At 60.8% G+C, this 13,593-nt stretch carries 11 protein-coding genes; 5 read left to right on the forward strand and 6 right to left on the reverse strand.

Going from position 1 to position 13,593, the window contains the following annotated elements:
• Window positions 1-74: 74 nt before the first annotated feature.
• Window positions 75-1,466: an aldehyde dehydrogenase family protein gene (locus LIS66_RS15360; RefSeq protein WP_064363470.1), complete on the forward strand. Its 1,392-nt coding sequence runs from the start codon at window positions 75-77 to the stop codon at window positions 1,464-1,466.
• A 523-nt stretch (window positions 1,467-1,989) separates the two neighbouring features.
• Here LIS66_RS15360 and LIS66_RS15365 read toward each other — a convergent pair.
• Window positions 1,990-3,159, reverse strand: a complete 1,170-nt coding sequence (locus tag LIS66_RS15365; RefSeq protein WP_227972505.1) for a DUF1624 domain-containing protein — start codon at window positions 3,157-3,159, stop codon at window positions 1,990-1,992.
• Between the two features lie 182 nt (window positions 3,160-3,341).
• On the opposite strand from LIS66_RS15365, the gene LIS66_RS15370 reads away from it, so the two are divergent.
• Window positions 3,342-3,938: a paraquat-inducible protein A gene (locus tag LIS66_RS15370; protein WP_042606737.1), complete on the forward strand. Its 597-nt coding sequence runs from the start codon at window positions 3,342-3,344 to the stop codon at window positions 3,936-3,938.
• On the forward strand, window positions 3,935-4,621 hold the full coding sequence (locus tag LIS66_RS15375; protein WP_083352561.1) for a paraquat-inducible protein A: 687 nt from the start codon (window positions 3,935-3,937) through the stop codon (window positions 4,619-4,621). The genes LIS66_RS15370 and LIS66_RS15375 overlap by 4 nt, the downstream gene beginning before the upstream one ends.
• Here LIS66_RS15375 and LIS66_RS15380 read toward each other — a convergent pair.
• Window positions 4,554-7,580 (reverse strand): FAD-binding and (Fe-S)-binding domain-containing protein, encoded by a 3,027-nt coding sequence (locus LIS66_RS15380; protein WP_227972506.1) that lies wholly within the window; start codon window positions 7,578-7,580, stop codon window positions 4,554-4,556. The genes LIS66_RS15375 and LIS66_RS15380 overlap by 68 nt on opposite strands.
• A 157-nt stretch (window positions 7,581-7,737) precedes the next feature.
• On the opposite strand from LIS66_RS15380, the gene LIS66_RS15385 reads away from it, so the two are divergent.
• Window positions 7,738-8,622 (forward strand): LysR substrate-binding domain-containing protein, encoded by an 885-nt coding sequence (locus LIS66_RS15385; RefSeq protein ID WP_227972507.1) that lies wholly within the window; start codon window positions 7,738-7,740, stop codon window positions 8,620-8,622.
• A 97-nt stretch (window positions 8,623-8,719) separates the two neighbouring features.
• Here LIS66_RS15385 and LIS66_RS15390 read toward each other — a convergent pair whose 3' ends face one another.
• Together LIS66_RS15390 and LIS66_RS15395 are read right to left on the reverse strand one after the other, a co-directional pair.
• Window positions 8,720-9,994: a glucarate dehydratase family protein gene (locus LIS66_RS15390; RefSeq protein ID WP_227972508.1), complete on the reverse strand. Its 1,275-nt coding sequence runs from the start codon at window positions 9,992-9,994 to the stop codon at window positions 8,720-8,722.
• A 30-nt stretch (window positions 9,995-10,024) separates the two neighbouring features.
• On the reverse strand, window positions 10,025-11,392 hold the full coding sequence (locus LIS66_RS15395; protein WP_227972509.1) for an MFS transporter: 1,368 nt from the start codon (window positions 11,390-11,392) through the stop codon (window positions 10,025-10,027).
• A gap of 120 nt (window positions 11,393-11,512) precedes the next feature.
• Here LIS66_RS15395 and LIS66_RS15400 point away from each other — a divergent pair, with 120 nt between their 5' ends.
• Window positions 11,513-12,412 (forward strand): LysR family transcriptional regulator, encoded by a 900-nt coding sequence (locus LIS66_RS15400; protein ID WP_064363475.1) that lies wholly within the window; start codon window positions 11,513-11,515, stop codon window positions 12,410-12,412.
• A gap of 104 nt (window positions 12,413-12,516) precedes the next feature.
• Here LIS66_RS15400 and LIS66_RS15405 read toward each other — a convergent pair whose 3' ends face one another.
• Window positions 12,517-13,017: a DUF6338 family protein gene (locus tag LIS66_RS15405; protein WP_322746231.1), complete on the reverse strand. Its 501-nt coding sequence runs from the start codon at window positions 13,015-13,017 to the stop codon at window positions 12,517-12,519.
• 70 nt (window positions 13,018-13,087) lie between these two features.
• Entirely contained in the window at window positions 13,088-13,423 is a 336-nt protein-coding gene (locus LIS66_RS15410; protein WP_123419353.1) for a hypothetical protein, read from the reverse strand.
• Window positions 13,424-13,593: the final 170 nt, after the last annotated feature.

Raw genomic sequence — 13,593 nt, forward strand, 5'->3', positions numbered from 1 at the left:
CTTTATTATTCAGTTTCCAGAAAACAAACACCACCCTACTCTTGGCCCATCCGACGAACATGAAGGACAACGCCATGAGCCAGATTTCCAGCCAGACCCACGCCATCTCGATCAACCCCGCCACCGGCGAGCAGATCGGTCACTACGCGTTTGAATCCGCCGCTGCCCTCGATGCAGCACTGACCCGCGCCGCTTACGGCTTCGGCAAGTGGAAGCGCAAGCCGCTGCAGGATCGCTCAAGCCTGCTGACCGCTCTGGCCGGCGCGCTGCGTGAAACCTCAGAAGCGATGGCGACGATGATCACCCAGGAAATGGGCAAGCCGATCACTCAGGCCCGTGGCGAAATCGAGAAATGCGCCAAGCTCTGCGAGTGGTACGCCGAACACGGCCCGGCCATGCTCGATGCTGAGGCCACACAAGTTGAAGGCGGCAAGGCGCGCATCGAGTATCGCCCGCTGGGGCCCATTCTGGCGGTGATGCCGTGGAACTTCCCGATCTGGCAGGTGCTGCGCGGCGCGGTGCCGACGCTGCTTGCCGGCAACACCTACGTGCTCAAGCATGCGCCGAACGTGATGGGCAGCGCTTATCTGCTGCGCGATGCGTTCGTCCGCGCCGGTTTCCCCGACGGCGTGTTCGAAGTGCTCAACGTCACCCCGGAAGGCGTTTCCACCGCCATCGCCGATCCGCGCATCGCCGCCGTGACGCTGACCGGCAGCGTCCGCGCCGGCATGGCCATCGGTGCTCAGGCCGGTGCAGCGTTGAAGAAGTGCGTGCTGGAGCTCGGCGGTTCCGATCCATTCATTGTGCTTAATGACGCCGATCTGGATGAAGCCGTGCATGCGGCGGTAGTCGGTCGTTATCAGAACTCCGGGCAGGTCTGCGCGGCTGCCAAGCGCCTGATCATCGAACAAGGAGTGGTCGAGGAATTCACGCGTAAGTTCGTTGAAGCTACACGCCAGTTGAAAATGGGCGATCCGCTGAACGCCGACACTTACATCGGGCCGATGGCGCGTTTCGATCTGCGTGACGAACTCGATCAGCAAGTGCGCGACACCCTTGAAGAAGGCGCGACGCTGTTGCTCGGTGGCAGAAAGGCCGAAGGCGCCGGCAACTACTATGAGCCGACGGTTCTGGCCGATGTCACTGACCGCATGACTTCGTTCAAACAGGAACTGTTCGGCCCGGTCGCCTCGATCATCACCGCCCGCGATTGCGCGCACGCCGTGGCTCTGGCCAACGACAGCGATTTTGGCCTGACCGCGACGATCTACACCGCCAACGTGGCGCTGGCCCAGCAACTGACCAGCGAACTGGAAACCGGCGGCGTGTTCATCAACGGCTACTCCGCCAGCGACCCGCGCGTGACCTTCGGCGGCGTGAAGAAGAGCGGCTTCGGTCGTGAGCTCTCGCACTTTGGCGTACGGGAATTCTGCAACGCGCAGACCGTGTGGCTGGATCGCAAATAAGCCAATCACGGTAGCAATTGTGGGAGCGAGCCTGCTCGCGAAAGCATTCTGTCAGTCGCCGAAAGTATTGACTGGCACGCCCTCTTCGCGAGCAGGCTCACTCCCACAGGGGCACGGCGGCGTATGTGAGTCGGGGCGCAACACCCTTCCACTGTGGGAGCGAGCCTGCTCGCGAAAGCAGTCTGTCAGTCGCCGAAAGTATTGACTGGCACACCCTCTTCGCGAGCAGGCTCACTCCCACAGGGGCACGGCGGCGTATGTGAGTCGGGGCGCAACACCTTCCATTGTGCGAGCGAGCTTGCTCGCGAAAGCATTCTGTCAGTCGCCGAGAAAGTATTGACTGGCACGCCCTCTTCGCGAGCAGGCTCACTCCCACAGGGGGACGGCGGTGTAGGTGATGTGGGGCGCAACACCCTTCCATTGTGGGAGCGAGCCTGCTCGCGAAAGCATTCTGTCAGTCACCGAATGTATTGACTGACACCACCTCTTCGCGAGCAGGCTCGCTCCCACAAGTCCGCCCAAGTTACAGATATTTCAACCAGCTGATGTCCCGGCGCCGCGCTTTCAGTTGCGAAAACCAGCGCACTGCCGGGTACAACACCACGGCAAGGACCACCGCTGCCAGCCACACTGCCGCCACCGTCGAAAAGCCGAAATAGCTGCCCTGATTCAGGCCGAACAGCGCCACGCCAATCAGATACAACACTTTCAACACGTACAGATGCAGCAGATAGAAAAACATCGGCGCCGAGCCGAATACGGTCAGCCAGCCAATCCAGCGGCGACTCTGCACGCGCTCGAAGGCGAGCAGCAGCAACAGGCCGGAGCTAACGGTCAATGCGATGAACAGCAGTGACGGCGGGTACTTGGTGATGTTGAAAAAGCTCATCAGCGTCTGCACCAGCGAATCGCTGACCGCCCACGGTTTCTCGCCGTAGCCGTTGATCAAGCGCAGTGCCGCAAACCCCAGCAACCCACCGACTCCGGCAAGCAGCAAACGACGCTGACGCACCGCCGCATCCATACTTCGGGCAAACCACGGGCCCAGCGCGTACCCCAAGCCGATCACACCGATCCACGGCAGCAGCGGGTACGAGGTACGCAAGCGCAGGGTGTCGCTGATCTCGATCCAGCCTCGATCATGCAGAATCGCCCAAGGCACATGCAGCGCCGAATCCACTGGGAAGTGCAGCGTATCAAGCAAGTTGTGCCCGGCGATGATCGCCAGGCTCAGCGTCAGCAGCACCGCGCGCGGCAACCAGACCAGCAGGGCCAGCGCGATCATGCTCAGGCCGATCGCCCAGATCACTTGCAGGTAGATCACGCTGGGCGGTAACTGGAACGTCCAGGCGAAGTTGACGAGAGTGAATTCCAGCGCCACCAGAAATAATCCGCGCTTGAACAGAAACGCGCTGACATCGGCTTTGCCGGCGTATTTTTCACCGTACAGCCAGGCCGACAATCCGGTCAGCAAGACAAACACCGGCGCACACAAATGCGCCAGCGTGCGGCTGAAAAACAGCGCCGGCTCGGTGCTGGCGATGTCCATCGGGTCAGACACCTGGCGGTGCAGCAGGAAGGTTTCGCGGACGTGATCGAGCAGCATGAACAGGATCACCAAGCCTCGGAGCGCATCAATGGAGAGCAGCCGGCCAGTCGTCAATGGGGCAGAACGGGGAAGCACAGGGGTCATGGATCTTTCGCAATCGAGAGGGATAACACCGGACGGCCGCACCGCCGCCCACAAATTCGCGTTACCTTATAACATCAAAAAAGCAAAACCCAAACAAGTCAGGATCAAGGTTGCCCATCGGCCCCGGCCTTCTATAGTGAACAGGTCTGCCCTGCCGTCGCGGCCCTCCTCGAGCGTTGTCCATGGTCAACACCGAACACCTGATCATCTGCGAGCACTGTGATTGCGTGTACGAAAAAGTCGTGCTCGCCAAGCACCAGAAAACCCTGTGCGTGCGCTGCGGTGGCGTGCTGCAGCGCTTCAACGGCCTGACCATCGAGCAGCGTCTGGCGCTGACGTTCACGGCGGCGATGCTGTGGCTGTTCGCCAATTTCTACCCGGTGATGAGCATCAGCCTCAAAGGCATGAAAAACAGCGCGACGCTGTGGGATTCGGTGCTGGCGCTGAGCCAGGGACCGATCACGTTTATCGCCATGGTCGCGGCGATTGCGATCATCATCGCTCCGGCCTTTCAGCTGGTGCTGCTGGTCTGGGTGCTGGGTTTTGCCCTCGGCCTGCGTCGGGCACCGGGGTTCAATCTGTGCATGCGCTGGCTGGAAACCCTGCGCCCGTGGAGCATGCTTGAGGTGTGTCTGCTGGGGGCGATGGTCGCAGTGTTCAAACTCGCCGGTCTGCTCGATGTGCTGCCCGGGATCGGCCTGTTCGCCCTGGCGGTGCTGAGCCTGATGATGATCCGCATTGCCGGCCGGGACATCCGCGAACTGTGGGACATTTTATGAAGCGTCCGCCGACCGCCAGCGAACTCAACCTGTGCCTGTGCCACAGCTGTGGCCTGGCCTGCGATATGACCGACGAGCCACACGAGTGCCCACGCTGCGATGCGCCGTTGCATCGGCGCAAAACCAATTCGCTGGCGCGCACCTGGGCGTACATGCTCGCCGCGCTGGCCTTTTATGTTCCCGCCAATCTGCTGCCGGTGATGAACACGGTGATGCTCGGCAACGGTGCCGACAGCACGATCATGAGCGGCGTGCTGGAGTTCTGGGAAGCCGGGGCGTGGGACATTGCCTTGATCATTTTCATCGCCAGCATCGCGGTGCCGGGGATCAAATTCGTCGCCCTGACCCTGCTACTGATCACCGTCCAGCGAAACAGCGATTGGGCGCGCAGGGAACGTTCGAAGTTATATCGCTTCGTCGAGCTGATCGGTTACTGGTCGATGCTCGACGTGCTGGTGGTCGCGCTGGTCGCGGCACTGGTGAAATTCCAGGCGCTGGGCGATATCGAGCCACGACCGGGTATCCTGTTCTTCGGCCTGGTCGTGGTGTTCACCATGCTCGCGGCGATGAGTTTCGACCCGCGCCTGATCTGGGACCAGGACACCAGCGACACGATCAGCGACGCAGAGCCTCCAGCAACACCTGCAACGGATGGCGCAGCGCCCGATCCGACTGGCGCTTGACCTGGCTGCGGCAGGAATAGCCGGTCGCCAACGCCTCGCCCTGCTCCGCCGGCGCCTGCACCTGACGCGCCCACGACTGCTCGTAAATCAACGCCGACGTCTGGCGATTGCGTGCCTCGTGGCCATAGGTGCCGGACATCCCGCAGCAACCGGTGGCTTGCGTCGCCAGCTGCAAACCGGCACGTTCGAAAACCTGTTCCCACTGCCGGGTCGCGGCCGGCGCGTTGGTCTTCTCCGTGCAATGGGCGAGCAGGCGGAACGCTTTGGCCTGAGTCTTAGGCGTCTGCTCCGGCATGACTTCGAGCAACCATTCCTGCACCAGCGCCACTTGCGGACAGGCCTGCAGGCCCGGGACGTTCAAGTACTCCTGACGGTAGACCAGGGTCATCGCCGGATCGAGCCCCAGCAGCGGCACGCCAGTCTGCGCCAGCGCCTGCAATTGCTCAGCGTTGCGCAACGCCGCCCGATTGAACGCCGAAAGAAAGCCCTGCACATGCAGCGGTTTGCCGTTGGCGCTGAACGGTGCCAGATACACCTGATAACCCAGGCGCGAAATCAGCTCGACCAGATCCGCCAACAACGGCGCTTCGAAGTAGCGTGTGAAGGCGTCCTGCACGATGACCACGCTGCGTTCGCGTTGCTGCGACGTGAGCGTCGACAGTGTCGCAACCGTCGCTGGCTGCACCTGCCAACGACGCATCGCCGCGTGGAAATCGAAACGGCTGAGCAACGGCACATCGACCATGCCGCCGATACGCGCCAGTGCGCCACGCACCCGGCCAGCGCCCATCAAACCGTTATACAGCGCCGGAATTCGCGCCATGTACGGGATCGTATATTCCAGCGAAGCAATCAGATAATCCCGCGCCGGACGCAGGTAACGGCTGTGATACAGCTCAAGAAAGCGCGAGCGGAATTCCGGCACGTTGACCTTGACCGGGCATTGCCCCGCGCAGGATTTACAGGCCAGGCAACCGGCCATGGCGTCATACACCTCATGGGAAAAGTCCGCCGACGGATCGCGACTGTTACGCCAACGCTGCCACAGCGTGCGGAAGAACGCCGGTTGGCGAATCGCATCCGAAAGCACGTCAACACCCGCCTCTCCCTGCAACCGCAACCATTCGCGAATCAGCGAAGCACGGCCCTTGGGTGACTGCGCGCGCTCGCGGGTGGCTTTCCACGACGGGCACATGGCGTCATCGGGATCGAAGTTGTAGCAGGCGCCGTTGCCGTTGCAATGCATGGCGGCACCGTAGCTCTGCCAGACCTTCTCGTCGATCTGCCGATCCAGTTCGCCACGCAGGGTCACTTCATCGATCTTCAGGAGCGCCGCGCCGCCGTTGGCAGGCGTGGCGATCTTGCCCGGGTTGAACTGGTTGAACGGGTCGAACGCTGCTTTCAAGGCTTGCAGCGCCGGATACAGTTCGCCAAAGAATGCCGGCGCGTACTCCGAACGCAGGCCCTTGCCATGTTCGCCCCAGAGCAGGCCGCCGTAGCGCTGGGTCAATGACGCGACACCATCGGACACCGGGCGCACCAGCGCCGCTTGCTGCGGGTCTTTCATGTCGAGGATCGGCCGCACGTGCAACACACCGGCGTCGACATGGCCGAACATGCCGTACTGCAAACCATGGCTATCGAGCAGGTCGCGCAGTTCGGCGATGTATTCGGCCAAGTGCTGCGGCGGCACGGCGGTGTCCTCGACGAAGGGCTGCGGGCGGGCTTCACCGGCGACGTTGCCGAGCAGGCCCACCGCACGTTTGCGCATGCCGTAGACCTTGTTCACCGCTGCCTGACCGACCGCCAGCGTGTGGCCCAAGCGCTCCACGGTGCGATCATTTTTCAGGTGTTCGACGAACACTTCGACTCGACGCTGCAAATCTTCGGGGTCGTCGCCGCAGAACTCGACAAGGTTGATGCCCAGAGTCGGGCGCTCAGCGTTTTCGGGAAAATATTCGGCAACGCCGTGCCAGACGATGTCCTGCATCGCCAGCAACAAGACCTTGGAATCGACGGTTTCAATCGACAACGGCTTGAGCGCCATCAACGCCCGCGCATCGCGCAGTGCATCCATGAACCCGGCGTAGCGGATATTGACCAGCATCGTATGTTTGGGGATCGGCAGCACGTTGAGACGCGCTTCGACAACGAAGCCCAGCGAGCCTTCCGCGCCACAGAGTACGCTGTTGAGATTGAAGCGCCCGTCGGCCTCGCGCAGGTGCGCCAGGTCATAACCGGTCAGGCAACGGTTGAGATCGGGGAAGCGTGCCTTGATCAGCTCGCCCTGCTCATCAATGATCTGCCGTGCACAACGATGGACTTCGCCGACCCGATCATTGCGAGCGCACTGCCTTTCAAGCTCATCCTCCGTCAGTGCCAGACCGTGCAAACGCTCGCCGCCGCGCAGGATCATCTCAAGTTCCAGCACATGGTCGCGGGTCTTGCCGTAGGTGCAACTGCCCTGGCCACTGGCGTCGGTATTGATCATGCCGCCGACCGTGGCGCGGTTCGAGGTCGACAATTCCGGGGCGAAAAACAACCCGGCGGATTTCAACGCGGCGTTGAGCTGATCCTTGACCACCCCGGCCTGCACCCGCACCCAGCGCTGTTCGACGTTGATTTCCAGGATGCGGTTCATGTGCCGCGACAGGTCGACGACGATGCCGTCCGTCAGCGACTGGCCGTTGGTGCCGGTGCCGCCGCCACGCGGGGTGATTACCACTTTCTCGTACGCAGGCTCGGCGATCAGCCGTGCCACCCGCGCCACATCGTCCGCATCCAGCGGAAACACCGCCGCTTGCGGCAGGCGCTGGTAGATCGAGTTATCGGTAGCGAGCACCACGCGGCTGGCGTAATCGGCGCTGATTTCACCGCGAAAGCCACTGTCTTTCAGGGCCGCGAGGAATTGTTGGTAATCGCCGGTCAGGGCTTTGGCGGGCGACAGTTGGGCAATCATCGGTCAGGTCATCTCGGTCAAATCGGGCTGCGTGGCGGTGAACAGTTGTGCGCAACGAATGATTGCGTCAGGCTCCGCCATCTGATTGCGCCCATGTTCATTGCTGGCAAACCTTGGAACAAGCGTAAATTCGGCCCGCTATCAATGAGTTTTACGAATGAATCCGCGCACCCTCACGCCGTCCATGTCGCTGCTGCTGGCTTTCGAGGCCGCCGCCCGGCACGAAAGCTACACCCGCGCCGCCCATGAACTGTCACTGACGCAGAGCGCGGTCAGCCGGCAGGTACAGATTCTCGAGAAGATGCTCGGCATGCGCCTGTTCACTCGCGAAGGCCGGCAGGTGGTACTGACCGATGTCGGGCGCATGTATCAGCGCGAGCTCGCCGAAGCCCTTGGGCAGATTCGCAGCGCGACGTTGCAGGCGATGGCGTTTGGTTCGGGCATTCACAGCCTGCGCCTGGCGACGTTGCCGACCTTCGGGTCGAAATGGCTGCTGCCACGGCTGAAGGATTTCTACACGGCGCACCCGGGCATGACCGTGCACCTGCACTCGCGGATCGAGACCATCGACTTCGACACCAGCGAAATCGACGCCGCCATCTGCGTTGGCGGGGGTGAGTGGCCAGGCCTGACTGCCCTGCCCTTGCACACCGAAGAACTGGTGGTGATTGCCAGCGCGCAGCTGCCGGAAACTGAACGCGGCGAGGCCGAGGGGAACATCGCCGGGCAGTTGCTGCTCAACGTCAGCAGCAATGCCCAGGCGTGGGCGGAATGGTTCAGCCATCATCAACTGCCGCACCGCAGCATGAGGATCGGGCCGAGCTTTGAGATGACCTCTCACTTGATTCAGGCGGTACGCGCCAATATCGGCGTGGGCCTGGTGCCGCGAATTCTGGTCGAGGAAGAATTGCTCAAGGGCGAATTGCTGCAACTGGGCGAGCCAATTACCAGTCGGCGCAGCTATTACCTGGTGTATCCGCCGCGCAATGAGAATCTGCCTTCGTTGAAGGCGTTCAGGGATTGGCTGCTGGAGACGCTTTGACAGCACCGGCGCCATCGCGAGCAGGCTCACTCCTACAGGGGAGCGCATTTCAAACTGTAGGAGTGAGCCTGCTCGCGATAGCGCCAAATCAGACACCTCAGAATCGGGGCTTGACCGCCCGCCAATCCGCCTTGTACCGCTGCATCTGCCGCACATCATCCCTCTGGCGAATCCCGCAGGTCAGGTACTGATCATGCAGCTTGCCCAGTTGCTCATGATCCAGTTCCAGCCCCAGCCCGGGCGCCCTGGTGATCTTCACGCAGCCATCGACAATCGGCAGCTTGCCGCCCTTGATCACTTCCTCGTCCGGCTCCTGCCACGGGTAGTGAGTGTCACAGGCGTAATCCAGATTCGGCACCGCCGCCGCGACGTGCGCCATGGCCATCAGGCTGATGCCCAAGTGCGAGTTGGAATGCATCGACACGCCGAGGCCGAATACCTCGCACATCTTTGCCAGCGTCTGCGTATCACGCAGACCACCCCAGTAATGGTGGTCGGCAAGGACGATCTGCACACTGTTCTGCGCAACGCTGCGGCGGAACTCGTCGAAATCGGTGACCACCATATTGGTCGCCAGGGGCAGACCGGTGCGCTTGTGCAATTGGGCCATGCCATCAAGGCCGGGGGTCGGGTCTTCGTAATACTGCAGATCATCGCCGAGCAGTTCGGCCATGCGAATCGCCGTCTCCAGCGACCAGTTGCCGTTTGGGTCGATGCGCAGCGGAAATCCCGGAAAGGCTTTTTTCAGCGCCTTGATGCACGCCACTTCATGCTCCGGCGGCAAGGTGCCAGCCTTGAGCTTGATGCTCTTGAATCCGTACGCCTCGATCATCCGCGCGGCCTGCGCGACGATCTGCTGCTCGTTCAGCGCCTCGCCCCAGTTGTCCGGCTTGTAGGGCGTGTCGATATGTTCGGCGTATTTGAAAAACAGGTAGGCGCTGAACGGCACTTCCTCGCGGATCGCCCCGCCGAGCAGGTCCACCAGCGGCACATTGAGGTAGCGCGCCTGCAAATCGAGAAACGCCACTTCGAATGCCGAGTAGGCATTACTCACCGCTTTACTGGCGTGAGAACCGGGCGCCAGTTCGGCGCCAGCGATGCTTGCGGGTTTATTCGCCGCTACGGTGGCTTGCACGATCGCGCGCAATTGATTGAGATTGAACGGATCAAGTCCGATCAACTGACTCTGCAATTGTTGCTGGATCGCCAGCGCCGGGGCATCGCCGTAGCTTTCGCCGAGGCCGATGTAGCCGTTGTCACTCTCGATCTCGATGATCGAGCGCAGGGCAAAAGGTTCGTGGATGCCACTGGCGTTGAGCAGTGGCGGATCGCGGAAGGCAATCGGGGTGACGCTGACACGGGTGATTTTCAAGATGACGCTCCTGACAGATCAACAATCGATTCAGTGGCTCGCAGCCGGACGAACCGGCGCCACAACGGCGGCTTCGTCACTTGGCTTTGCCGGGTTTTGGCGTTTGGCGCCGGGCGCTGTGCGGGCGAAGAAGATCACCACGGCGGCGACCAGCGATGTCGCTGCCAGGCCATACAGGCCGCCTTCGATGGAGCCGGTGGTTTGTTCGAGAATGCCGAACGCGGTCGGCGCGACGAAGCCGCCAAGGTTGCCAATGGAGTTGATCAGCGCGATCACCGCCGCAGCGATGCGTGCATCCAGATAGCTTTGCGGGATCGGCCAGAACAGCGCCGACGCCGCTTTGAAGCCGATGGCCGCGAAACAGATGGCGACGAAAGCAAACACCGGCCCGCCCGTGGTCGACATGAACATGCCGATGGCCGCGATCACCAGGGTCAGCGCGACCCAGGCTTGTTGGAATTTCCACTTGCCGGCCATCGCTGCAAAGCCGTACATGGCGACAATCGAAATAATCCAGGGAATCGAATTAAGCAGCCCGACCTGGAAATCACCGAGGTTGCCCATCTTCTTGATCATGCTTGGCAGCCAGAACGTCGCGCCATAAATGGTCAGGGCAATGGAGAAATAGATGAAGCAGAACAGCGCGATCTGCCGGTCGGCCAGCAGCTTGAACATCGACGGCTTGGCGACTTGTACCGCTTCGCGGGCGCGCTGTTCCTCGGCAATCGCCGCGACCAGCGCGTCTCGCTCTTCCTCGCTGAGCCATTTCGCTTGCCGCGGATGCGATTGCAGCCAGAACCAGACGAATGCGCACAACACCACCGAGGCCGCGCCTTCGATCAGAAACATCCACTGCCAGCCGTGCATGCCCAAGCCGCTGATATGCAGCAGCGCACCGGAGACCGGGCCGGAAATCACCGAGGCAATTGCCGAGCCGCTGAGAAACACCGCCATGGTTTTGCCGCGCTCGGACGCCGGCAGCCACTGGGTGAAGTAGTAAATGATGCCCGGGAAGAACCCGGCCTCCGCCGCGCCAAGGATAAAGCGCAGTACATAGAAACTGGTTTCACCCTGGACAAATGCCATGGCCATGGCCGCAGCGCCCCAGGTGAACATGATCCGGGTCAGCCAGACCCGCGCGCCGTAGCGCTGCAACAACATGTTCGATGGCACTTCGAACAATGCGTAACCGATAAAAAACAGACCGGCACCCAATCCATAAGCCGCCGCGCCGATGCCCAGATCGGTCTCCAGATGGCTGCGCACGAAACCGATGTTGACCCGGTCGATGTAATTGACGATGAACATCACTACGAACAGCGGCAGCACATGGCGCTTGACCTTGGCGGCGGCGCGGGCAAGAACCGTGATGTCCGGCGGATTCTGGAGGGTTTTCAAGGGGCGACTCCCGATCTTGTTTTTTTAGGGATGGGCTTGAAGCGATGAGCCGATCATGGACGCCGCGCATTGATCCCGTCTAATCTAAACTGGCATTCGATTGATACCCGGATTAGATCAATGTTCGAACTCACCCAACTGCGCTGTTTCACCACGGTCGCCACGGAACTCAACTTCCGCCGCGCCGCCGAACGCCTGAACATGACCCAGCCGCCGCTGAGTCGGCAGATTCAATTGCTCGAACATCACCTTGGCGTCGAGCTATTCACCCGCAGCACCCGCAGCGTTGCGCTGACGGCGGCGGGCCGGGCTTTTTTCGTTGAAGCGCAGAATCTGCTGGAGCGCGCACAGCAAGCGGCGGTCACCGCACGCCGGTTTGCCGAGGGCGATATCGGTACGGTGAACATCGCGTTCGTCGGCAGCGCGGTGTATGAGTTTCTACCCAAGGTGATCGCCGAAGCGCGACTCAAGCAGCCCCAGGTAAAAATCGATCTGGCAGAGATGAACACCTATCAGCAACACGAGGCGTTGAGGGCTCGCCGTATCGACTTGGGCATCGCCCGGGCGCCATTGCAGGAACCGGGCTATGCCACCGAATGCCTGGTGCGCGAGCCGTTCGTGCTCGCGGTACCGAGCGGGCATCGGCTGGCAAACGCGGCTGAAGTGTCAGTCGCTGATCTGGATAAACAACCGTTCCTGATGTACTCCCATGAAGCTTATCCGCCGTTCAACGAACTGTTGACCGGTACGCTGCGTTCAGCGCGGGTGGCACCGGATTACGTGCAATGGCTGGGGTCTTCGCTGACGATTCTGGCGCTGGTCAACGCCGGCATGGGTCTGGCACTGGTACCGCGTTGCGCGACCAGCGTGGTGTTCAGGAATGTGGTGTTTCGCGAGATCGATCTCGGCGAAGGGGTGCAGAGCGAGCTGCATCTGATCTGGCGGGAGAACAATGACAACCCGGCGTTCGCGATGTTGCTGGAGGCGATTCGCCGGGCGGTGGTGGAGGGTTGGGGCTGAGGAAGCTTATCGTGTAGGCCGGGGTTTCAGAGGCGGCGGCGCACTGGGCCCCTTGATCAAGGGCACTTCAAGCATTTTCCCGTCCGGCCCGACAAAGAGTCGCTCTAAATGCTTTGGCATGGGTTGTGGTGCTCTGGCAGTTGGCATGCTGATCCCTCTGATGTTGGGCTGAACTCAACCCATTTGACTTTCGCGGAATCTATCAATAAAAACTCGGCGCCAATAGGTGCCGGTTGGCCATCATCGCTGAGCCAACGCGGGTATTTCATCACGAACTGACCATTGGATGATTCGCGTGGCCACTCGACGGGCCAGCCTAATACGCGCCTTTCGTCATTTAAATGCAGGGTTATGAAGCGCTCATATTGGGAAAAAGCGCAGAACCATTCACTCGGATAAGAAGATTGTTTCGTGACATTTCGCCGGCGTAACCAGCCATGCAATTTGTCATTCGTAGCCAGGTAACAGGCAAACAATCCCAGCATCAGCGAAAACACAAATGCCCAGAGCGTTTGCGCCCGATCATCCCAGCGCTCTAATGAAAACCCCTTCGAGCCGATCCACAGACAGAGATTGCCCACCGCCAACACCGCGCCCTGAATCAAATCTCCATCCAGGAAAAAAGGCAGACACCGGGGATTCCGTGTCTGCCTTTGCTGTGAATCAGATGCGTGGCTACAGGCAGTCACGCACCGATTGGCGCAGCGACCCGGACTTGGCCCATGGCGGCCCTTGGTAAAGGGACACTTTGCTGCCGTCCTTGTACTTGACGATATCGAGAATCTCATCCGCCGTGATAATGCTCGGCGCGGTAATTCGATAGCCGTTGGAAATCGACGTCTGCGCAGTCTTGGCGACGTCGTTCTGCCACAACGGTAACAAACATGCCGCATATTCTCTGGGAGGCTTGTCACTGGTCTTGCTGAGGTTTGGCTCGCCCGGCACCAACGATGCTGGTAACGAGCAACCCGTCAACAGGGCCAATGCCAAAGTGCCGATCCATACGCGCATGCTGTTTACCTGATCTGAAAAAAAGCGAATGTACCGTTTAACCGCGTGCACATCCATCGTGGCACCCCGCCGTTATCGGCGATCGGACAATTTTTTACATCGGTTCAGCCGAGCGTCAGATGACCCGGTTGCATCTGGAAAAATGCGACTACTCTTTTCTACCGAGAATG

The sequence above is a fragment of the Pseudomonas sp. HN2 genome (assembly GCF_020736465.1).
Lineage (GTDB): Bacteria > Pseudomonadota > Gammaproteobacteria > Pseudomonadales > Pseudomonadaceae > Aquipseudomonas > Aquipseudomonas moraviensis_A.